The organism is Aureibacillus halotolerans, from assembly GCF_004363045.1.
In the GTDB taxonomy this organism is placed as follows: Bacteria; Bacillota; Bacilli; order Bacillales; family DSM-28697; genus Aureibacillus; species Aureibacillus halotolerans.
In genome coordinates this window covers 21,551-43,275 of record NZ_SNYJ01000011.1, presented here as the reverse complement: position 1 = coordinate 43,275, position 21,725 = coordinate 21,551, and the positions used below count along the sequence as shown (strand labels likewise).

General features: G+C 45.0%; 18 protein-coding genes and 1 other annotated feature. Of the genes, 4 read left to right on the top strand and 14 right to left on the bottom strand.

The window, feature by feature from the left end; genetic code table 11:
• Window positions 1-6: 6 nt before the first annotated feature.
• Both EV213_RS13130 and EV213_RS13125 read right to left on the bottom strand, forming a co-directional pair.
• On the bottom strand, window positions 7-1,323 hold the full coding sequence (locus tag EV213_RS13130; RefSeq protein WP_133581006.1) for a bifunctional folylpolyglutamate synthase/dihydrofolate synthase: 1,317 nt from the start codon (window positions 1,321-1,323) through the stop codon (window positions 7-9).
• The gene (locus tag EV213_RS13125; protein ID WP_133581005.1) at window positions 1,320-3,968 is read right to left on the bottom strand and encodes a valine--tRNA ligase; all 2,649 of its coding nucleotides are present in this window, start codon (window positions 3,966-3,968) and stop codon (window positions 1,320-1,322) included. Before EV213_RS13125 ends, EV213_RS13130 begins: the two co-directional genes overlap by 4 nt.
• Window positions 3,969-4,024: 56 nt before the next feature.
• Window positions 4,025-4,253, bottom strand: a binding site (T-box leader).
• A gap of 101 nt (window positions 4,254-4,354) precedes the next feature.
• On the opposite strand from EV213_RS13125, the gene EV213_RS13120 reads away from it, so the two are divergent.
• Window positions 4,355-4,543, top strand: a complete 189-nt coding sequence (locus EV213_RS13120) for a hypothetical protein (protein WP_133581004.1) — start codon at window positions 4,355-4,357, stop codon at window positions 4,541-4,543.
• A gap of 68 nt (window positions 4,544-4,611) precedes the next feature.
• Window positions 4,612-5,898, top strand: a complete 1,287-nt coding sequence (locus EV213_RS13115) for a bifunctional folylpolyglutamate synthase/dihydrofolate synthase (RefSeq protein ID WP_133581003.1) — start codon at window positions 4,612-4,614, stop codon at window positions 5,896-5,898.
• A 31-nt stretch (window positions 5,899-5,929) separates the two neighbouring features.
• Here EV213_RS13115 and EV213_RS20795 read toward each other — a convergent pair whose 3' ends face one another.
• From EV213_RS20795 to spoVID, 3 genes are all read right to left on the bottom strand, one after another.
• Complete coding sequence (locus tag EV213_RS20795; RefSeq protein ID WP_166639304.1) at window positions 5,930-6,097, bottom strand: hypothetical protein; 168 nt, start codon at window positions 6,095-6,097, stop codon at window positions 5,930-5,932.
• Window positions 6,098-6,635: 538 nt separating this feature from the next.
• A complete protein-coding gene (locus EV213_RS13110; RefSeq protein WP_133581002.1) occupies window positions 6,636-7,598 on the bottom strand; it encodes a hypothetical protein in 963 nt (320 codons plus the stop codon).
• A 77-nt stretch (window positions 7,599-7,675) separates the two neighbouring features.
• Window positions 7,676-8,782: a stage VI sporulation protein D gene (gene spoVID, locus EV213_RS13105; protein ID WP_133581001.1), complete on the bottom strand. Its 1,107-nt coding sequence runs from the start codon at window positions 8,780-8,782 to the stop codon at window positions 7,676-7,678.
• A 398-nt stretch (window positions 8,783-9,180) separates the two neighbouring features.
• On the opposite strand from spoVID, the gene EV213_RS13100 reads away from it, so the two are divergent.
• Window positions 9,181-9,609, top strand: a complete 429-nt coding sequence (locus tag EV213_RS13100; RefSeq protein WP_133581000.1) for a GNAT family N-acetyltransferase — start codon at window positions 9,181-9,183, stop codon at window positions 9,607-9,609.
• Between the two features lie 83 nt (window positions 9,610-9,692).
• Here the strand turns inward: EV213_RS13100 and hemL are convergent, their stop codons facing one another.
• Genes hemL through hemA form a run of 6 tightly spaced genes read right to left on the bottom strand, consistent with a single transcriptional unit; the run spans window position 9,693 to window position 15,890 of the window.
• Window positions 9,693-10,976 (bottom strand): glutamate-1-semialdehyde 2,1-aminomutase, encoded by a 1,284-nt coding sequence (gene hemL / locus EV213_RS13095; protein ID WP_133580999.1) that lies wholly within the window; start codon window positions 10,974-10,976, stop codon window positions 9,693-9,695.
• A complete protein-coding gene (hemB, locus tag EV213_RS13090; protein ID WP_133580998.1) occupies window positions 10,973-11,950 on the bottom strand; it encodes a porphobilinogen synthase in 978 nt (325 codons plus the stop codon). The genes hemL and hemB overlap by 4 nt, the downstream gene beginning before the upstream one ends.
• Window positions 11,951-11,974: 24 nt before the next feature.
• Window positions 11,975-12,715: a uroporphyrinogen-III synthase gene (locus EV213_RS13085; RefSeq protein ID WP_133580997.1), complete on the bottom strand. Its 741-nt coding sequence runs from the start codon at window positions 12,713-12,715 to the stop codon at window positions 11,975-11,977.
• Window positions 12,702-13,631: a hydroxymethylbilane synthase gene (hemC, locus tag EV213_RS13080; RefSeq protein ID WP_133580996.1), complete on the bottom strand. Its 930-nt coding sequence runs from the start codon at window positions 13,629-13,631 to the stop codon at window positions 12,702-12,704. Before hemC ends, EV213_RS13085 begins: the two co-directional genes overlap by 14 nt.
• A gap of 33 nt (window positions 13,632-13,664) precedes the next feature.
• Window positions 13,665-14,504 (bottom strand): cytochrome C assembly family protein, encoded by an 840-nt coding sequence (locus tag EV213_RS13075; protein ID WP_341770352.1) that lies wholly within the window; start codon window positions 14,502-14,504, stop codon window positions 13,665-13,667.
• A gap of 24 nt (window positions 14,505-14,528) precedes the next feature.
• Window positions 14,529-15,890 carry a glutamyl-tRNA reductase gene (gene hemA, locus EV213_RS13070; RefSeq protein WP_133580995.1) on the bottom strand — a complete coding sequence of 454 codons (1,362 nt, stop codon included), beginning with the start codon at window positions 15,888-15,890 and terminating at the stop codon, window positions 14,529-14,531.
• 446 nt (window positions 15,891-16,336) lie between these two features.
• Here hemA and EV213_RS13065 point away from each other — a divergent pair, with 446 nt between their 5' ends.
• Window positions 16,337-16,798: a hypothetical protein gene (locus tag EV213_RS13065; protein ID WP_133580994.1), complete on the top strand. Its 462-nt coding sequence runs from the start codon at window positions 16,337-16,339 to the stop codon at window positions 16,796-16,798.
• A 42-nt stretch (window positions 16,799-16,840) separates the two neighbouring features.
• Here EV213_RS13065 and yihA read toward each other — a convergent pair whose 3' ends face one another.
• From yihA to lonB, 3 genes are all read right to left on the bottom strand, one after another.
• Window positions 16,841-17,428 (bottom strand): ribosome biogenesis GTP-binding protein YihA/YsxC, encoded by a 588-nt coding sequence (yihA, locus tag EV213_RS13060; protein ID WP_133580993.1) that lies wholly within the window; start codon window positions 17,426-17,428, stop codon window positions 16,841-16,843.
• Window positions 17,425-19,755, bottom strand: a complete 2,331-nt coding sequence (lon, locus tag EV213_RS13055; protein WP_133580992.1) for an endopeptidase La — start codon at window positions 19,753-19,755, stop codon at window positions 17,425-17,427. The genes yihA and lon overlap by 4 nt, the downstream gene beginning before the upstream one ends.
• Window positions 19,756-19,918: 163 nt before the next feature.
• On the bottom strand, window positions 19,919-21,577 hold the full coding sequence (gene lonB / locus EV213_RS13050) for an ATP-dependent protease LonB (protein ID WP_133580991.1): 1,659 nt from the start codon (window positions 21,575-21,577) through the stop codon (window positions 19,919-19,921).
• Between the last annotated feature and the right edge of the window lie 148 nt (window positions 21,578-21,725).

The following is a 21,725-nucleotide window of genomic DNA, read 5'->3' as shown; positions in this document are numbered from 1 at the left end:
CCGACTTTATTCCTTTGATGACTTCTCTTGCTGTATTTCGTGAATACCTTCCCGAACCTCTTGAACGAACGTTAGGGAACCGGTGACGATCATTGGAGCTCCTGGCTCCTGAAACCAACGCCTTAGGACATCACGCCACTTTGTAGCCACGGCAACATTCGCTCTTGCCCCTACAGCTTCCAGATCGTCTTGGTTGATCGCCCGTGGATGGGAAAATGTAGTGAGGATTAATTCTCCCTTTAATGGCTTGAATACGTCCAGCATCGCATCGATTTGCTTGTCTGCAAATACGGCGACTAGCATGCGAACAGGTTGATTTGGCCAAATTGCTTGAATGGTCTCCACAAGTGCTTTCGCAGCAGGTGGGTTATGGGCTCCATCCAAATAGAGCGCTGGCTCGTTAAGCAAACGTTCAAAGCGTCCCGGCCACGATACATGCTGCAAACCGCTTTCGATGGAGCGTTCAGAGATGTTTGTAAAATCCGTCTTATTTAAAAGATATCTGGCGGCAGTCACCGCAAGACTCGCATTGTGTGCTTGATAGAGTCCGTGCATGCCAACGACATAGCTCTTCTCATCTTGGGCTTGGTCACTTTTGTACGTGAATGTGACACCTTCTTTATGTTTAGCAGCCTTCTTCACAGAAAAAAAGTGACCAATCTCTAGCAATACACTATTCATTTGAGCAGCTTTTTGACGAATGACATTAGACGCTTCTGGCTCTAACACGCCTGAGATGACTGGCCGATTTAATTTAATAATGCCTGCCTTCTCAGAAGCGATGGCTTGAATCGTATGTCCTAAAATCGCCTCATGATCAAGGCCAACCGTCGTAATGATCGAGAGGATTGGATCGACGACATTGGTCATATCGAGTCGACCGCCAAGCCCTGTTTCAACGAGAAGGACATCCACAGCGCCTTCGTCCGCCATCCACATAAAAAATACGAGCGCAAGCATTTCATATTCTGTTGGCTCGCCAATATCCTCCCAGTTTAAACGGCTCGCCAATGCTTCACCCTCTGCCACGATGTCGGCAAACGTATCTTCCTCAATTGGGAGATGGTTTATGGAAAGCTGATCCAGATAATGCGAAAGCGCTGGAGAGGTCATAGCTCCAACGCGATATCCCGACGCCATCAATACACTGGAAAGCATCCGTAATGTGGAGCCCTTTCCGTTCGTTCCTGCAATATGAATAACAGGTAACGCACGCTCAGGATGCCCTGCTTCCGCAAGCAAGCGTTCCATTCGAGCCAGCCCAGGCTTAATGCCAAAGGCTGCTCGATTCTTCAGTACTTGATAGGCTTCTTCGTAGGTCATTTCTGCTCCTGCAGCTCTTCTAGACGCCGAGCAACGGTTTCCCGTTTTTCTTTGTAATCAACCGCTTTTTGTCGTTCTTCTTCGACGACCTGTGCAGGGGCTTTGCTGACAAAGCGTTCATTCGCCAGTTTTTTCTCTACACGATCGACTTCCGCATCAAGCTTCTTAAGCTCAGCCTTCATTCGTTCCACTTCCGCTTCAATGTCAACCAGTCCTGCTAGTGGCAGATAAAGCTCAACACCTGAAAGAACGGACGTCATTGCTTTGTCTGGTGACGTTAAATCTGGGTCAATCGTCAACTGATCAGTTTGACAGAAGCGCTCTATATACTGTTTTTGTGCCTCAAGCTGCTTAGCGATGGCTTCATTTTTCGGTTTGATCAATAGCTCAATCGGCTTCGACATTGGAGCGTTCACTTCTGCACGGCTGTTACGTACAGATCGAATAATCTCAACAATGCGGCGCATTTGTTCGTTGCCCTCTTCATCTGAGAATGCCGAATCTGCTTTTGGCCATTCAGCAAGCACGAGAGAATCACCTTTGTGAGGCAAATGCTGCCAAATTTCTTCGGTAATAAACGGCATAAACGGATGAAGCAAGCGCATCGTTTGATCAAGAACATGAGCGAGTACGGAACGTGCCTGCTTCTTCGCCGCTTCATCTTCTCCGTACAACGGCAGCTTCGCCATTTCGATATACCAATCGCACACGTCGTCCCAAATAAAGTTGTAAAGCGTTCTTCCAGCTTCACCAAATTCATATTTCTCAAGGTTTCTCGTCACGTGTTCGATTGTCTGGTTTAGACGATCAAGAATCCAGCGGTCGGCAAGTGTTGGCGCCTGTGTTAGATCAATGTCATCATACGTCATGCCTTCCATGTTCATCATCGCAAAACGTGACGCATTCCAAATCTTATTGGCAAAGTTCCACGTCGATTCGACCTTCTCCATTGAGAAGCGTAAATCCTGTCCAGGCGTTCCCCCTGTGGATAAGAAATAGCGAAGAGAATCTGCTCCATACTGATCAATGACATCCATTGGGTCAATCCCATTGCCAATCGATTTGCTCATTTTGCGCCCTTGCTCATCACGGACGAGACCGTGAAGCAACACATCGTCAAATGGACGTGTCTCCGTAAACTCAACACTTTGGAAAATCATTCGAGCCACCCAAAAGAAAATAATATCGTACCCTGTAATCAATACGTTGTTTGGAAAATAACGCTTGAAGTCTTCAGAGGACGTGTCTGGCCAGCCTAATGTAGAAAATGGCCATAGCGCCGAAGAGAACCACGTATCAAGTACATCCGTATCTTGTGTCCATTGACTTTCATCCTCTGGCGGCGTTTCACCAACGTATAGCTCGTTTGTTTCATTGTGATACCAGGCAGGAATTTGATGCCCCCACCAAAGCTGACGTGAAATACACCAATCGCGAATGTTTTCAATCCAGCGCATGTACGTGCCTTCAAAACGTTCAGGAACGAAGCTTACCTTCTTGTCTTCATCTTGTTGCAGGTCAATTGCCTGTTTTGCGAGTGGCTCCATTTTCACAAACCACTGGGTGGACAAATACGGCTCAACGACTGCGCCACTGCGCTCTGAATGACCAACGGAATGCAAATGGTCCTCTATTTTAAAGAGAACGCCTGATTCTTGCATATCACGAACGATGTTTTTACGGCATTCAAAGCGATCCTGTCCATCATACACGCCCGCGTTTTCATTCATCGTGCCATCCTCATGCATAACGAGAACACGAGGAAGCTGATGACGGTTTCCAACTTCAAAATCATTCGGATCATGGGCTGGTGTGATTTTAACAGCTCCCGAACCAAACTCTGGATCCACGTAATCGTCTGCAACAATCGGAATTTCTCGCCCTACAATCGGAAGAATCAACGTTTTGCCGATCAAATGCTGGTAACGTTCGTCTTTTGGATGAACAGCGACTGCGGTGTCCCCGAGCATCGTTTCTGGACGTGTTGTCGCAATCTCAAGAGACCCAGACCCATCTGCTAATGGATAACGCAGATGATAAAAATGGCCGTTCACATCCTTGTACTCTACTTCAATGTCAGATAACGCTGTTTTTGTCGCCGGGTCCCAGTTAATGATGTATTCCCCACGATAAATAAGACCTTTTTCGTATAGAGACACAAACACTTTATTAACGGCTTGAGACAATCCTTTGTCTAAAGTGAAGCGCTCCCTTGAATAATCAAGCCCCAAACCAAGCTTCGCCCATTGTTCGCGAATAAAAGCAGCGTACTCTTCCTTCCAATCCATTGTTCGCTGTAAAAAGGCTTCACGCCCAAGATCATATCGGCTTGTGCCTTCCTTTTTCAGCTGCTCTTCTACCTTCGCCTGCGTGGCAATACCCGCATGGTCCATTCCTGGTAACCAGAGGGCATCATAACCCTGCATTCGTTTGAAACGCGTCAATAAATCCTGTAGCGTCGTGTCCCATGCATGGCCAAGGTGCAGCTTTCCCGTCACATTGGGAGGTGGAATAACGATCGTATACGGTTCTTTATTTGAAGACGGGTCGGCTTTAAAATACTCATTTTCAATCCAGTGAGCATACCATTTTTGTTCAACACCTTTTGGATCGTACTTTTTCGGCAATTCTTTTTCCTGTGTCATTTTATGGCCTCCATTCATAATCTAGCTTTAGAAAAACAAAAAAACCCCTATCTCCATAAAAGGACGACAGAAGTTGTTCGCGGTACCACCTTTATTCGCAGCTTCTACATGAATCGCTGCGCACTTAAGGCCAGATAACGGTCGGTTGCCGGCTTCTTCTACACACTGTTCAAAGAAGCAGCTCGAGGACGACATTCAAAAAGTGGTGTTTGAGCGCTCGCAGCCAATGACGCTCTTCTCTTAAAAACAACCGCCTCTTTTACTCTTTCCTGTCATAGCTTTGCTCTATTATATGTAATATGTATAGAAGGGGTCAAGTGTCTGTTCATAAAATGCTCGACATAATCAAATCGTTAGGCTTATCAGTAATAGAAGGAGTGGACTTCATGAAACGACACTCACGTTACCGCATGCCCCCTTGGGTGCGAAAATGCTGCTTTGTTCTCGAAGCATGTATTACCCCGCTCGTTATTTTTCAGCTACTTCGCACATTGCTGTTTCCAACGCCGCTCGATATTTTGCTGCTCGGTTTGCTGATTGGCTTACTGCTTGCCTTTCATCTTGAATTGCTTTAATTCTCACTTGCATGTTCTCAGCACTCCCGTTATGATGTCTCCATAGCTTGCAAAGGAGACTGACACTTGTGAATGCCACTTCGTATACCTTTCTTTCATCCTTTTACAATAAGTTCACCGACCGAACGGATCAACGGCACTTGCAGACGATGCAAGAGCTTCTTGATCTTTTTTCTGTCGATCCCTCTACTATGTCGATCGTACAGATTGCCGGCTCCTGCGGAAAAGGCTCAACGGCTCATTATATATCAGCAATGCTGACTGCCGCCAATGTCTCACATGGTCTCTTTACTGGTCCTCATTTAGAAGCTTATGAAGAACGTATTCAAATCAATGGTACGCCAATCGCTTCTGAGGATTTCGATGCACTCCTCTTACGGATTAAAACAAAGCTTGACGAGCACCCGATTGAAAACGCAGGGCATATGCATATGATGATTTTGGCGGCATTGTTTTGGTACTCAGAGCAAGGGCTCTCACTGATTATCTTTGAAAATGGCGTTGGTGGACGGTCGGATCCATCGAACATTCTCGAGCCAACCATTGCTGTTTTAACAGAAATGACGCTTGACCATGCCGATTTGCTTGGAGGCACGATCCAAGACATTGCCAACGATAAAGCAGCAATTGTTAAGCCTTGTACTAAACAGCTCATTATGAGCATTGAGAACAAAGCCGCGCAAACGACGGTAGTAAACTCGATTAAGAGAGTGCCAATAACACAATTGAATTCGGATTTCTTCGTCCATTGGGAAGGTGACCAACTCCATTACAAAGGACTTTCTCATTCGATTAAAGGCCTTCCGATGATCTCCGCAGCGCTCTACCAAAAAAACAATGCAGCCACAGCATTAGCTGTAATTGAGGCATTGCAGGTCAATGGTGTCTCTATAAACTGGCCGAAAGCAACTTCCGCCCTCGAATGGACAACAATTCCATGTCGATATGAGAAGTTGGCTAGAGATGGCAAAGACATTCTAATTGACGGGGCGCACAACCCATTTGAGCTGCAGGCATTGGTCGCTGCAATGCAGGCCGATTCATTTATGCCAGAGCGAGTTGTCGTGTCGTTTACGAGCGGACGGTCATTGCATGATATGATTCAAAGCCTCTCTCCGATCAATGCCACCTTTGATGTCATTGCTTCACCATTTGTTGAACGCCGCATTTCCTTACAGATGATTTCGACGGAGCTCGATGCAGCGAACATCTCATGGACGTATTATGAAGATATCGATGATTATGTCACCCATCATCTTCCTACGAGTGGGAAAATCCTCATTACGGGGTCACTTTATCTAGCAGGATATATCCGAAAAACATTGGCGCAAAGCGTTGAGACGCTCAATAATTAATGTCTCAACTTTCGCAGAGCAAAAAGCACTTTTAATGTTGACTGCGCCTAACGAAGCGGACTTCTAAACCATAAATCACGACTGCTTCGTCAAAATACTTCGCTTGCACCATAAATGGTATAAGGTCAACATCGATTCGCGAGTACCTCATCGTGTTTACTTTACCGCCTGGCACGGCTTCAGCTTCCTCGGAAAGCAAAAGCTTTCCTCCGGGATCTTCAGCTCGCGCTGTTCCCGCAGGAGTCTACGTATTTTGACTACGCAGATGTTTGTTTCTGCGTTTTTATTCATATCACATCATAACTTGATGCGGTCATAAAAAGATGCCACTAGCGAGACTCCTGCGGCAAAGAAAACACGGCGAGGTACTCTCGAGTCGATGTTGCACTTGTACCCTAAGGGTGAAAAGAAAACACGATGAGGTCCTTTCGAATCGATGTTGCACTAGTACCCGTATTGTGTAAAAGCGAGCTAAGCGAGATCCTACAGTTGCGCAAGCGATCGAGGAGGCTCGTAGTTCGCCCTGTGGCAAAGAAATCACGACGAAGTCTTTTTGAGTCGATGTTGCCCTTATGCCCTTTAGGGTGAAAGCGAGCGTATGGCAGCTTGTATAAAAAGCAAAACAATATTGGATTGTGGCTTTACCCAGTGATATCTAAGACTGCCTGCCAAATAAAAGGTGCTGAAAGTTGAGTTAATGAAAAACGGACGGAGCAAATGCGCATCCCGTCCGTTTTCTATTCAACTTCTTGTTTTTCTTCGCTTTCAGGAAATGTTGCCTCATCGACGACAGCTGCTTTCTCACCGACCAATGTCTGTAACTGTTCACTCCAGCTTCGATGTGTCTTGAGCTTGGCATTCAAAGTTTGCAAACGATCCAAAAATTGAATCTCAGAAGAGTTCCCTTTTCGAGAGAGATACCTCGTTGCCAATCGTGCCGCCGAGCTTGTATCAAGGATACTTGCATCAAACAAGCGAACATCTTGTTCAGTAAGATGAACGTGCCTTTGATACGCTTCCAAAGCAACGGACGTCTCTTCATCAGGAAACACGTTGATCAGTCGAATAAGGTCAAAAACATTGGCATCGATCGAGCGTTTAGTTGCTGGAATGAAACGTAGCATAGGTTGTTTAACAAGTCGGCCATCTGTCATAGACACCGCTGTCTTTCCAGGATGTTCATCCTCATCAATACATTTGTCGATGTATTCCTTTAATGCTTCAACGCTCTCTTCATGCTGCTGTCTCCACACCCCAAAATGCTGCTGAAATTGTTGTTCAAATGGGGATGGATATCGCTCCCGATCCATGCGTATGATGATCTCGTCCAAATTTGCAGACTGCTTTTTTTTCCTCTCAAGCGATGCTTCACAAACCTGCTTTATCCGTTCTTTATCCGGTTTCTCTTCATGCTGTAACATCCGATGAGCTTGACCAAGCTGTTCAAAAAGGGCCTTTTCATCGGACTGCCCTCCCCGCTGCTCCGTATCATTCTGGTACAAAGCAACAAAGGATTGTAAAGCCTGACTGTAAAGATAAGCCTCTGGCCAACGGTAGGGAACAGCAATGACAAACATGGATTGCTCAGCAAGCTGTCTTGCGGTTTCCTCTACATGACGAATCGCCTCTTCATTTACGAAGCGGCGACCGCCAAACTGGCCCACATTTGTCCAGACGTCAAACTGGCTACCCCGCCCCATATGAATATTGCTCACCTGAAAGGAAAATGTAGTTTCTAGCTCTTTTACAAACTGAACTGTCGTTTCTTTTGCCGACATTATTTTGAGGCAACGCTAACAGGAATGTACAAAAGTTGCCCTTCCTCAAGCGTCTCGTCTTCGAGTTTATTTTCACGCACAATTTGCTGCGATTGCACATCGTATTTCTCAGCAAGATGCTCGACGGAGTCACCTTCCTGAACGATGCATATTTTCATCCGCGTAAGCCGCTCGCCATCCTCATGCTGCTGCAAAAATTTCGTTAAATACAGTGCATTTTCATTCCGTGTTGAAGAGGTTTTTTCCACAGCTGCTTGGTCGTCGTTGCTGTCATCAGAAGGCGCTTGCGAATCAAAGTGAAATGCCGGCGTCCTATTGTGACGAACCAGCTCTCGTGGTTCATCCTGGTCAGTGCTCATTTCCTCCAAATGAAATAGCACGTCTTCCTGTTCGTCCTCTTCTTGCTCACGTTGATAAGATGGCAATGTCTCTGAATAATCAATTGCCTCAAACTGTTCATAAGTGCTCTTTTGCTCGTCTCGTCTAGCCGGTGCCTTCAGCTCACGTTCCTCATTGCTTTCACCAGGAAGTGTAGGCGTATAATGGACAACAGCGGACCTTGCAGCCTCCTCATCGCGGAGTTGCTCCTCCCTTTGCTGCGAAGCCACAGAATCTTCTAAACCGAATTCCTCACCGTCTTCTTCATAGTCGTCAATCTCCTGATCCTGCCAATCCGCTCGTGACCCCTCCTGCAATATGCCTGAGATCGCAACGTCGGCTTGTAGATTCAGGTTCCCTTGTGATGTGGTGTCATAATCAAACGATTCGACCGTGACATATACGTGATCCAGGCTCTCAATCCGATGAGAAGGGATGGTAATATCAACCGGAAAGCGGTGCTGAAAAGACAGAACCCCGTTTTCTCCTCCTGTGACCTCATCTACGTTTCGAATGGATGTAAATTCCGTATCATGAATTTGTTCTTCTCTCTGTTCGTATTCTCCCGAGAGGACGAGTGCCCCTTTAATGCTCACATATTGCGCTTGCTCTATAATCGAAATATCAGGATCCAGGCTTATCGATAAAAATTCCTCAAAGCTCTGCTCGTTACGAAACGCGATCGATTCTTCTAGGGAAAAATGCAGAGATGATGACCCTTGTGCCATACGAAGCCTCCTTTTCGTCAATCATATCCCTACGAGTGTATGTAGCCTGCCCCATCGATATGACAGAATTTATGAGGAATGATTCCATAGGCTTTTTCGCAATGATGGCATTATAGACAATCGCAAATCTATAAAGAAAGTAAGAAGGTTTTTTGTCATTGCCTAAGTCGTTCTTGAACATCTCATCACATCTTCAGACAATCACAAGGGCGACGAAAACACGACCGCTGCGTCAAAACACTTCGCTTTCACCCTAAAGGGTAAAAGCGAGTATATGACCGCTCGTATTTAAGTCATCCTCAAGTTGTGGTGATGCTCCAACAAAAGGCATATGAATCTTGGCAAAGGAATTTCACATGTAGTAAAATATTGTAAAAGGAAAAAGAGGAGAGCTCCTAATGCAGCAGTTTAAAATGAATGAAAGTACAAAAAAAGAGGCTGAGTTTATCGAAAAAAGAATCGTGGAATTTAATGAGGAGAATGTTGCGTTTGAGGCTGCGATTCCCTTTTCAAAACTCAATAAGCACGTTCTGAACAATGATGGCGAGATCATCGCGGGAATCAATTGTGGCTATTATTTATGGAGATGTGTATACATTGACGCATTATGGGTCAAAGATGAGTTTCGAAATAAAGGTCTAGCAAGCAGACTGCTCCTTGATATTGAACGTACTGCAAAAGAATACGGAATCCACTTAATTCATTTAGACACGTTTGATTTTCAAGCATTAGATTTTTATCTCAAGCACGGCTATGAAATACACGGAATTCTTGAAGAGTGTCCTCGTGATCATCGTCGCTATTACTTGAAAAAGGATATTGGCTAAAAGCGCTTGTGAACCTCATAAGTATTTGGCCATCACAAAAAAACAAGCATGCCGATCTATTACTGATCGACATGCTTGTTCGTTTATATTTTTGCAAAGGCAACTTTTGCTGCTTCGACGGTTTTTTGAAGCTGTTCATCGGTATGAGCCGTTGAGAGGAACAAGCCTTCAAATTGCGAAGGTGGTAAGAAGACCCCTTCCTCCATCATTGCCCGATAATATGTTGAAAAGGAGTCGAGGTTTGATGAGCTTGCTACCTCAAAATTAATCACTGGCTGATCTGTGAAGAAAAAGCCTAGCATTGAGCCAGCACGGTTGAACCAATGAGGAACACCTGCTGCTTCCGCCGCTGCAGACATTCCTTCTTCAAGGAAAGTTGCTTTCTGCTCAAGCGCTGTATACGTTTCTGGCGTAAGCTGACGTAATGTTTCATAGCCTGCCGTCATTGCAAGCGGGTTCCCCGAAAGAGTTCCTGCTTGATAAATCGGGCCAGACGGTGCGATATGTTCCATAATTTCTGCTTTGCCTCCATAGGCACCCACAGGCAACCCTCCGCCTATGACTTTTCCAAGACACGTAATATCCGGTGTCACTCCAAAATGGCCTTGGGCACAATTGTAGCCAACACGAAAGCCTGTCATGACCTCATCAAAAATGAGCAATGCGCCTTGATTCGTTGTGACTTCTCTCAAGCCTTCTAAAAAGCCTTCTTGAGGAGGTACCACACCCATGTTTCCTGCCACAGGCTCAACAATGACAGCGGCAATGTCGTCCCCATATTGTTCAAAAGCAAGGGAAACCGAAGCAAGATCGTTGTAAGGGACAGTAATTGTTTGGCTCGCTACACTTGCCGGTACGCCAGGGCTATCCGGCAACCCTAACGTCGCTACGCCAGACCCCGCTTTTATTAAAAGCGAGTCGCCGTGACCATGATAACAGCCTTCAAATTTAAGAATCTTGTTTCGACCTGTAAAACCTCTAGCAAGGCGCAGGGCACTCATTGTCGCTTCTGTTCCTGAATTGACCATTCTGACCACATCAATGGATGGAACACGATCAATGACAAGCTGAGCGAGCTCATTCTCAATCTCGGTCGGTGCACCAAAACTTGTCCCAAGCGCCGTTGTTTCCTGTAAGGCTTGAACAACCTGTGGATTTGCATGTCCTAAAATAAGCGGTCCCCATGAGAGCACATAATCAATGTACTTGTTTTCGTCAATGTCTTCGATCAATGCCCCAGACCCACGCTTCATAAATACAGGGTCCATGCCTACGCTTTTAAATGCTCGAACTGGCGAGTTTACGCCTCCAGGCATTAATTTGACTGCCGTTTGAAATGCTTGCTTTGACTTTTCGTATGAGTTCATTCTTGCTCCTCCTTTAACCACCGTGCTACGTCCTTAGCAAAATACGTAATGATGATATCGGCACCTGCTCTTTTCATACTCGTCAGCATTTCCTGCACGGTTTCTTTTTCAGACAACCAACCATTTTGAGCTGCCGCTTTAATCATGGCATATTCTCCGCTGACGTTGTATGCAACGACAGGGACATTCGTTTCATTTCGAACATCTCTTAGAATATCTAAAAAGGATAACGCAGGTTTGACGATAAGCATGTCCGCTCCTTCGTTGACATCTGATACAGCTTCGCGTAACGCCTCTAACCGATTTGCCGGGTCCATCTGATACGTTTTTCGATCACCGAACTGTGGCGTGCTGTGGGCTGCATCTCGAAATGGCCCATAAAAGGAGGACGCATATTTTACAGCATAGGACATGATCGGAACATCCACAAAACCATGTTCATCCAAGCCTTGACGAATGGCTTGTACAAATCCATCCATCATGTTTGATGGCGCAATCACATCTGCGCCTGCCGCGGCTTGCGATACCGCCGTCTTCACAAGAAGTGAAAGCGATTCGTCATTGTCCACATACCCATCATGAATAATGCCGCAATGCCCATGGTCCGTATACTGGCACAAGCACGTGTCAGCAATGACCAGAAGATCTGGCGCAAGTTCCTTAATGAGCTTTGTTGCACGTTGTACGATGCCTTCATCAGCATAAGCCTGAGACCCTACATCGTCCTTTGCTCCCGGAACACCAAACAATAAAATGGCTGGAATGCCAAGCTCTTGAATATCGGAAATGTCCTTAGGGAGTTCATCTAAGGATACATGCTCCACCCCAGGCATTGAAGCGACCTCATTCCGTATGTGCTTTCCTTCAACAACAAACAATGGATACACTAGATCGGCGACGGATAATGTCGTCTCCTTGACCATGGATCGCATTGTCGCTGTTCGACGTAAGCGCCGATGCCTGTCAAATGTCATACAGCATTCCTCCTAGAAGTTGTTTTACAACACTTGCGCAGAAGACAACGTCTCCTGTAAGCCTTCAAGCGTATGCTCACTTGCAATTCCTTTTGGTACAATCCCCTTATTTTTCAAGGCTTTTGCCGTTGCTGGCCCAATACAAAAGCACTGAACCTGCTTCCATGCCTCAGGAGTGGTATTCGTTAAATGGAGTGTGTACTCGAAGGTTGATGGACTTGTAAACAGAGCGATATCCCACATTTGGCTTTCCAAAGAGCGTTGTAGATCAGGACGAATCGCTTCATTCGCATGGTTTTGATAGACGACCATTTGCACAGCGTTGAGGCCATGACTACGTAAGGTTTGAATGAAACGATCCTCCGATAAACTGCTACAAAAATGCAGCAGCGATTCGTTAACAGTCACTTGCACCAAAAGCTTTTCACCTAGTGACTGCGAAGAATAGCGCTCAGGAACGAGAACAGGAGCGATACCTTCCGATCGTAACCACATCGCTGTCTTGTTCCCTACACAAGCAACCTTTTTATCGCAAAGCCACTCTAAGCCGATCTGGCGCTTAACTGAAGCAATTGCATGGACGCTCGTAAAAACAATCCAGTCATGTACTAACCACTCATTCAAGGGGCTCATATCGAAGTCCTCTATCTTCAAAACAGGGAAGCAATCGACAACGCCGCCCCTTTCTTCAATCATCGCAGCAAGGTTTGAGGCGTCTTGATAGGCTTTTGGGATAAGGACTTTGGTTGGTTTACTTTCCTTCATAGCCTTCTAAGGACTTCAAAAGATCTTTCGCACCACGGTCTACAAGCCGACGTGCCGCTTCTTTCCCCACTGCATTTGGATCTTTCCCTGTTACCGTTTCCTGTAAAATGGTTTTCCCATCTGGGGATGCCACGAGTGCCGTAAGCCGAACACCATCTTCATAAAGCTCTGCCCAGCCTGCAACCGGAATTTGACAGCTTCCTTCGATATCATACAAAAAGGCTCTTTCAGCATCGACACGCAATGCCGTCTCTTTATGATGCAAAGCTTGTAGCGCTTCAATTAACGCACTATCTTCTTTGCGACATTCAAGCGCCAATGCGCCTTGTCCAACAGCAGGAATAAATTCCGTCGGTGCCAAGTATTCGGTCACAACTTCTTCTGACCAACCCATCCTTTTTAAACCTGCAGCAGCTAAAATAATGGCGTCAAACGGCTCATCCTTAAGCTTTTTAAGTCGTGTGTCAATATTGCCTCGCAAAGGGACAATTCTTACATCTGGACGTTTCGCAAGGACCTGTGCGCCACGTCGCAGACTGCTTGTTCCAATTACAGCGCCTTCAGGTAGCTCTTCAAGCCGTTGACCGGATGTTGAGATAAAGGCATCTCTCTCATCCTCCCTTTCAGGAATGCATGCAATGACAAAGCCTTCGGGAACTTCAGACGGGACATCCTTCATGCTATGAACCGCCATGTCAATTCGCTCTTCAAGCAAGGCCTGTTCAATTTCCTTTACGAAAAGAGCTTTGCCTCCAATTTTGGACAACGTCACATCTAAAATACGGTCTCCTTTTGTCACAATTTCTTCAATCTCAAATGAAAAAGGGACATTATTGGCTTTTAGCTTTTCGATCACCCAACGTGTTTGTGTCAAAGCCAATTGGCTTCGTCTTGATCCTATCGTTATTGTCCTCAATGCAAAACACCTCTCCGTAATGAAGCTTCATTTTTAAGCAGACCAAATATGAAATCGTGAAAAAATACCGACCAAATAAAAATTGGCTACGAGCACGCAAAAACTAATAAACGTCCATTTTGCCATCGACAGGCCAAACAATCGCCCGGACGCTTTCCAGAACAGGAGTACACTATAAACGGCCAGCACTAGAAATGAGCCAACGACCTTTGGGTCATACCACTGAAAATGAGCGACAGTAAGCGAGGCCCAAAAGGTTCCTAAAATAAGCGATAAAAAAAGCAATGGCACACCAAGGATGGTGAAGACAAACGAGAGCTTCTCAAGGTGCGACAGATCACTTAAACGCTGGAGCTTTGTGCCCCATTGACGTTTTTTCAACCATTTGTACTGCAAGACATACAACAGGGAAAACACAAAGGCCAGCGTGAATGCCCCATACGCAATAAACGCCATAGCAATATGTAAAATGGCCAGCTCTGACATTAACTTCTCGCTTAGCATTGCAGACTCATATTGCTGAGGTGAAAACAAATGCAAGACAAGAAAACAAAATCCGACAATATTCGTGAAAAGGACAGCAAATGCCACTCGTATCAATCGATTCATCACCAGTGAAAAGGTCACGAGCAGCCACGTATAAAAATACATCCCTTCGAACATTGAAAGTACCGGAAAACGACCCATCTCAATCATTTTCAAAATAAAAAAAGTCGTTTGTAATACCCATACAACGGCAAGCAACCAGAAGGCAATTCGGCTGGCCTTCCGGTTGTTTTGGACAAAATCTATAAAATAAAATAGTATGCTCAACGCATAAAGGATTACCGCTGCATCAAAGAGCCAGCGTAAAGAAGGATCTATCATCATCATGACCAACCTTTCTGGAGCTAATGCTTATGTTCCAGCGGTTGCGCGGTTCCATTTCCTCTCACTTGCATCATCGTCAGCAACAGACACGAACACTTTTTGCGTATCTTCTTTCGCAGTTTCCGTCTCCGTAAGATCGAACATCTCTGCAAACATTTTCAATGCGTCCTCTGAACCAGACTCTCCTGCGAGCTCTTTCGCCTTTGTAATCGGTCCTTTCAGAAGCTGATTGACGATACTTTTTGTATGTTTGTTGAGAATTTTGCGTTCACGATCTGTGAGATCAGGCATTTTACGCTCAATGCTTTTCATGGTTTCCGACTGAATATCAAGCGCTTTTTCACGCAATGATGTAATCATCGGTACGACACCTAACGTATTCAACCATTCTTGAAACGAGCGCTTTTCCGCTACCAACATCGTCCGGATATTTTCTGCCTGTTTTTTACGCTCTTCCAAATTGCTTTCAACAATGCCTTCTAAATCATCGATATCGTATAAAAACATATGGTCAAGCTCATGAATCGCCGGATCCAAATCCCTTGGCACGGCAATATCAATTAAGAAAAATGGCTTGCCTTTTCTCTTCTTTTCAACGGCTTGCACCATATCCTTCGTAATAATATAGCGGCTTGCATTGGTTGAGCTAATCAAAATATCAGCTTTCGCCAGTGCATCAAGAGCGCCATCGAAAGTCATTGCATCGCCATCAAAGCGGTCTGCAAGCTCTTTCGCACGCTCGTACGTACGGTTCATCACGGATACGCTTGCGACCCCTTGACCTTCAAGATTTTTAGCCGCCAATTCGCTCATTTTTCCTGCACCAACAATAAGCACGTGTTTGCCCTCAAGGCTGCCAAAGATCTTTTTGCCTAACTCCACGGCTGCATAACCGACAGAAACGGCACTTTCTCCAATTGTTGTTTCCGCGTGTGCCCTCTTTGCAAGTGTGATCGCTTGCTTAAATAACTGGTTAAAAAGGGTTCCAGTCGTCTGTTCACGTTGAGCAATCAAAAAGCTATCCTTTATTTGACCGAGGATCTGTGTCTCCCCAAGAACCATAGAATCTAGTCCACAACTTACCTCAAACAAATGTTGGATCGCATCGTCGTCCTCAAAATACGTGACGCCTTCTTCAACTTCACCCAAAGAAATGTCAAACCATTTTGCTAAAAAAGACCTCATGTAATAACGACCAGTATGTACCTGGTCAGCAACGACATAAATTTCTGTGCGATTGCATGTTGAAACAATCACATTCTCAAGGATGCTTTTCGCTTCTCGTAACGTATGCAACGCTTCAGGCATTGATTCCTTGTCAAATGACACGCGCTCCCGAAATTCGACAGGAACTGTCTTATAGTTCATGCTCATAGCGATGATATGCATGTCCCTCACCCAACCTTCTTTCCAAAAGCTTCACTTATAGGATGTGTACTTTGTTAGAATACAAACCCTTTATCTCTATATTTGCATTCGTAGGCAAACTGTTTTGCTTCGTGACAACGCTCACTTTCTCCATTGCCTCGCCTTATCCAGTGCTCAATGCCCACAAAAACAACACCGAGCCTTTCAAATCTTTGCATCTGAAAGACAAACGTTTTCATTCAGCCTTTGCGTTTTTCACTACTGTTTATTGACTTTATCTCGTGCGAGTTATTCTAGCTTCTGTCTATAGTATAACAAATGTGAACCCTTTCCCGACTAAACAATTGTGAACAGAAATCAACAACCCTATGCTATGATAGAAGATGTTCCATCAAAAGCAATCTTACAAAAATGTAACAAAAGTACGGACATTTTTCAAGAGGAAGACATTTTTGGAGGCGCATATATTGAAATCACAGCTACTTTTTCCTGGATTATTATTTATTTCGTTAGGCATTTATTGTTTGGGTCACACACTCGATTTTGACTGGCTGACGCCTTTTTCATCACCACCTATGCTGTTAGTGCTCATTGGTTCTTCCTTCCTGCTGAGTGCCTCACTAGGCAGGCAACCTTTTTATTTTGCTCCTGGTGCGATTTTAGTCGGCATAGGCATTTATTTTATGCTGAGCTCCCTTTTGCCAAGCAACTTTCTTTCATCCTACTGGATTCTTTTTCTTATTATCGGTATCGCTTTTTTCATTCTCTTTTTTACAAACAAAAAAGGTCTCGTATTGGCGATTCTCTTTACAGCAATTGCTGGATTTTTGGCATTTGCACCAAAACAGTGGGTGCCTGAGCTTCCATTTACCTATTGGCCCGTGCTTCTCATTCTTGTCGGTAGCACTATGCTTATAAAAAAACACTAAAAGAAGGCTGCTTGGACGTCAGTTGACGACCAAGACAGCCTTTTATATTTGAATGAGCTGACGAACCGCTCCCCACGCATCGTCCTTCCCTTGACCTGTCATCGAGGAGAACAATACGAACTGATCTTGGTCATCAAAATCCAATGTTTGTTTCACAAGCTTCACATGTTTTGGCACATGTGTTTTTTTCAATTTATCAACCTTCGTTGCAACGATAATGACTGGAACCTCGAAATGCTTTAAAAAGTGATACATTTGCACATCATCCACCGAGGGCGCATGACGCGCATCGACGAGCTGAACGACTCCTTTTAGACATTCACTGTTAGAAAAATAATTTTCCATCATTTCTCCCCATTTAGCACGCTCGGTCTTTGACACTTTCGCGTAGCCATATCCAGGAACATCGACAAAATAAAAGGCCTCATTAATACTGTAAAAATTCAACGTTTGTGTTTTACCAGGACGTTGTGACGTACGAGCCAACGCTTTTCGCGCAAGCATTGTGTTAACAAATGATGATTTCCCGACGTTCGAACGGCCGGAAAGAGCGATTTCCGGACGACGATCCTTCGGGAATTGTTCAGGCTTAACGGCAACGACTTCTAAATCTGCTGAGATGACCTTCATGACATGTTCTCCGCCTTAAGAAGAGCAATATCCAACACTTCATCCAAGTGACTCACAAAATGAAAATCAAGCACCTCTTGAACACTGTTCGGAATGTCTTCTAAGTCTTTTTTATTTTCTAATGGTGCAATAATCGTCGTTAAACCAGCCCGATGAGCGCTTAACGTTTTTTCTTTTAAGCCGCCAATTGGCAACACACGACCTCTTAAAGTGATTTCACCCGTCATACCCACTTCTTTACGTACAGGACGTTCTGTGAGTGCAGAGATTAACGCTGTCGCGATTGTAATACCAGCTGAAGGTCCGTCCTTTGGTACGGCACCCTCAGGCACGTGAATGTGAATATCTCGTGTTTCATGGAAATCATGAGCAATGTCTAACTCATCTGCACGAGAGCGAATATAGCTAAATGCGGCCTGCGCAGATTCCTTCATTACATCACCGAGCTTACCGGTTAATATGAGTTTTCCTTTTCCCGGTGATAAAGACACCTCAATTGAAAGCGTGTCACCACCAGCGATCGTATACGCTAGCCCTGTCGCTGCACCAATCTGATCTTTCACCTCAGCTTGGCCATATCGATAGAGCGGTTTTCCAAGCATCGATTCAATCGTTTTTTCCGTTAAAATGATGCGTTTCTTTTCGGAGGACACAATTTGTTTCGCTGCTTTACGGCAAAGATTCGCCAGCTGACGTTCAAGTCCTCGAACCCCAGCTTCTCTTGTGTAATGACGAAGAAGCTTTAGAATGGCCTCATCTCTCATTTGCAGTTTCCCTTTTGATAAACCGTGGGCTTTTAACTGTTTAGGAAACAGATGATTTTTGGCAATATGAAGCTTTTCTACCTCCGTATATCCTGCGATATGAATAATTTCCATCCGATCTAACAAAGGCGAAGGGATCGTACTAAGGTTATTGGCAGTGGCTACAAACATTACATTTGAAAGGTCATACGTTTCTTCCAAATAATGATCCCTAAAATGACGGTTTTGTTCAGGGTCAAGCACCTCAAGCATTGCCGATGCTGGATCACCACGAAAGTCATTTGCCATCTTGTCAATTTCATCAAGAAGGAAGACTGGGTTAATTGTCCCTGCCTTTTTCATTCCTTGAATCATTCGCCCCGGCATAGCGCCCACATACGTACGGCGATGGCCACGAATTTCCGCCTCATCGCGAACGCCTCCGAGTGACACTCGAACGAATTTTCTTCCTAGTGATTCAGCAATGGAGTTCGCCAAGGATGTTTTCCCCACGCCTGGAGGACCAACAAGGCAAAGAATAGGTCCCTTTAAGGACTTGGTCAGTTGTTGGACAGCTAAAAATTCCAGCACTCTTTCTTTGACCTTCTCAAGTCCATAATGATCGTCATTTAAAATATCGCTTGAACGTTCAATGTCATGTACATCTTCAGTTTCCTCTGTCCATGGCAAGGACAAAAGCGTATCAATATAGTTTCGAATAACAGAGCTTTCGGCTGAAGAAGCTGGAATCTTTTCATACCGATCCAACTCTTTCAACGCTGCCTCAGACACATTTTCTGGCATATTGGCTGCTTCGATACGTTCCTTAAGATCTGCCACTTCACCGGTTTTGCCTTCGCGATCACCGAGCTCTTGCTGAATGGCTTTAAGCTGTTCACGTAAATAATATTCTTTTTGCGTTCGTTCCATTGACTGCTTTACGCGCTGACTGATTTTCTTTTCCATCGCCAGCACTTCACGCTCGTTGGTTATGAGCTTAATTAGTTTACGCAAACGTTCCTTGGCATCGAGCGTCTCCAGAATCTCCTGTTTTTCCTTCATTTTCAGTGACAAATGAGAAGCAATTAAATCTGCCATGCGACCAGGATCGTCGATATCAGAAACCGTGGCGTACGTTTCTGTCGTCACCTTCTTAGACAGCTTCGTATATTTTTCGAACTGTGCAAGCAAGCTTCTTGAGAGCGCCTGAGCTTCAACATCTGCATCAGGCTCTTCTTCAAGAGCATCAATACGAACAACAAAAGTATCCTCGTTTTCAACAAATGAATCGATTTTACCTCTCGATAACCCTTCCACAAGCACTCGGATCGTGCCGTTCGGAAGCTTTAGCATTTGCTTCACCTTCGAGAGCGTACCTATGGCATAAATATCTTCATGTGTTGGATCGTCCTGACCAATCTCCTTTTGTGTAGAAAGGAAAACTAAATGATCCTCCATCATTGCCTTTTCTAATGCTTGAACGGACTTGTCACGTCCTACATCTAAATGAAGCACCATTGACGGATACACAATCAGTCCTCTCAATGGTAGTAATGGTACAATTTTTTCTGTTGATTTCACCATGCGACCAACACCTCCTGCGAAAACCTTCTCTATATGACTACCATGGGAAAGCATCTTGTACAATTCTATCTTACAAGATGAACATTTGTCTATTGGTGTGTATCATTAAACATAGCTAAAACGCTCAGATGAGCGCTAGCTACTTACATTGCCAAGCTGCTCTCTAAGCGTTTTTTGCTTCTCTTTCTTCTGTGTCTGTTGACTGCAATGGGGTTGCTTGAGCAAATATAACGTCGAACACTTCAAGCATATGTGTCACTGGAATGATTTCAATGCCTTCAATTTCATGAAGCAATGCCTGATCATTTTCTTTTGGGATGATGACCCGGTTCGCTCCAGCCTCCTTGGCTGCTTTCACTTTAGCATAGACGCCACCAACCGGTTTCACCTGCCCATGAATGCTAATCTCACCCGTCATGGCTATTTTATTGTCGATAGGCACTTTACGAAACACTGAATACAATCCAACGGCCATCGCAACTCCAGCGGATGGTCCATCCACCGGAATCCCACCCGGGAAGTTCACATGCACATCATACCCATCGGCAGTAACATTCATTGCTCGCAAAACCGTTCTCACATTTTCAATTGACCCTTTAACCATACTTTTACGCCGGATGCTTTTGCTGCTATTCCCGATGCTCTCTTCCTCTACCACACCTGTAATGTTAATGCTGCCTTCATCCTTCGCCCTCAATGCTGTCACTTCAATTTCCAGCAACGCCCCCGTGTTCGGTCCATAGACAGCTAGACCATTGACAAGACCAATGGTTGGCTTTTGATGGATGCGTTTTTCTACGCGAGGAGACATTTGACTTGAATGAATGACCCACTCTATATCTTGCAGCGTAATGTCCTTTACATCCTTACTAATAGCGATCCCAGCAGCTGTCTGCATGATGTTTACTGCTTCTCGTCCGTTTTTTGCGTAGGAAGCCACTTTATCAATACCTGCTTCATCTACAGTCATTGAAATTTTTTCCACAGCATTTTTAGCCACTTGCTTAATTTCGCGATGATCCAGTTCTCTGAAGAAAATTTCCAAGCAACGTGAACGGATTGCCGGTGGAATATCCTCTGGGGTACGCGTCGTCGCACCAATCAAACGAAAATCTGCTGGCAAGCCATTTTGGAAGATGTCATGAATATGACGTGGGATTTGCGTATTTTCCTCATTGTAATACGCACTCTCAAGAAACACTTTTCGATCCTCAAGAACCTTCAACATTTTATTCATCTGAATCGGATGCAATTCGCCAATTTCGTCAATAAACAGCATACCACCGTGCGCATTGGATACCGCCCCTTGTTTAGGTTGAGGAATTCCCGCCTGACCCATCGCCCCAGCGCCTTGATAAATCGGGTCATGGACCGATCCAATTAACGGGTCGGCAATGCCCCGCTCGTCAAACCGTGCCGTTGTCGCATCTAGCTCGACAAATACAGCCGCAGGTTTAAATGGCGAGCGTTGATTACGCTTAGCGACCTCAAGCACGAGCCTTGAGGCAGCTGTTTTGCCTACACCTGGAGGGCCATAAATGATGACGTGCTGCGGATTAGGGCCACACAATGCTGCCTTTAGCGCTTTGATCCCATCCTCCTGACCAATGATGTCATCAAACGTTTTCGGCCGAACGCGCTCCGCAAGTGGTTCAGTTAATGAAATCAACCGCATCTTTCGCAAGGCTTCCATTTCCTTTTTTGACTCGCGATCTATAGATACCTTTTGTGTTCTTTGATTTCGTAGCAAATTCCAAAAATAGAGGCCAATCACGACCCCAAAAAACAACTGAATGAGTAAAACAACGCCTGTAAGTCCCATCCCTTTTCATCCTTTCTTCCTTCTACTAATTGCTAGTATCGCCCCAGGATGGAATCATTAAACAGGCAAATCACTCACTTTCCTAAAATGATACAAAGTCAAGCAAACACAGCAAATGCACACACAAAAAAGCACCACAATACCGCGT

Excerpts from the sequence above, each read along its gene's own strand:
- EV213_RS13130 (WP_133581006.1), bottom strand. The coding sequence starts at position 1,323 with ATGACCTACGAAGAAGCCTATCAAGTACTGAAGAATCGAGCAGCCTTT.
- EV213_RS13125 (WP_133581005.1), bottom strand. The coding sequence starts at position 3,968 with ATGACACAGGAAAAAGAATTGCCGAAAAAGTACGATCCAAAAGGTGTT.
- EV213_RS13120 (WP_133581004.1), top strand. The coding sequence starts at position 4,355 with ATGAAACGACACTCACGTTACCGCATGCCCCCTTGGGTGCGAAAATGC.
- EV213_RS13110 (WP_133581002.1), bottom strand. The coding sequence starts at position 7,598 with ATGGGGCGGGGTAGCCAGTTTGACGTCTGGACAAATGTGGGCCAGTTT.
- spoVID (WP_133581001.1), bottom strand. The coding sequence starts at position 8,782 with ATGGCACAAGGGTCATCATCTCTGCATTTTTCCCTAGAAGAATCGATC.
- EV213_RS13100 (WP_133581000.1), top strand. The coding sequence starts at position 9,181 with ATGCAGCAGTTTAAAATGAATGAAAGTACAAAAAAAGAGGCTGAGTTT.
- hemL (WP_133580999.1), bottom strand. The coding sequence starts at position 10,976 with ATGAACTCATACGAAAAGTCAAAGCAAGCATTTCAAACGGCAGTCAAA.
- hemB (WP_133580998.1), bottom strand. The coding sequence starts at position 11,950 with ATGACATTTGACAGGCATCGGCGCTTACGTCGAACAGCGACAATGCGA.
- EV213_RS13085 (WP_133580997.1), bottom strand. The coding sequence starts at position 12,715 with ATGAAGGAAAGTAAACCAACCAAAGTCCTTATCCCAAAAGCCTATCAA.
- EV213_RS13075 (WP_341770352.1), bottom strand. The coding sequence starts at position 14,504 with ATGATGATGATAGATCCTTCTTTACGCTGGCTCTTTGATGCAGCGGTA.
- hemA (WP_133580995.1), bottom strand. The coding sequence starts at position 15,890 with ATGCATATCATCGCTATGAGCATGAACTATAAGACAGTTCCTGTCGAA.
- yihA (WP_133580993.1), bottom strand. The coding sequence starts at position 17,428 with ATGAAGGTCATCTCAGCAGATTTAGAAGTCGTTGCCGTTAAGCCTGAA.
- lon (WP_133580992.1), bottom strand. The coding sequence starts at position 19,755 with ATGGTGAAATCAACAGAAAAAATTGTACCATTACTACCATTGAGAGGA.
- lonB (WP_133580991.1), bottom strand. The coding sequence starts at position 21,577 with ATGGGACTTACAGGCGTTGTTTTACTCATTCAGTTGTTTTTTGGGGTC.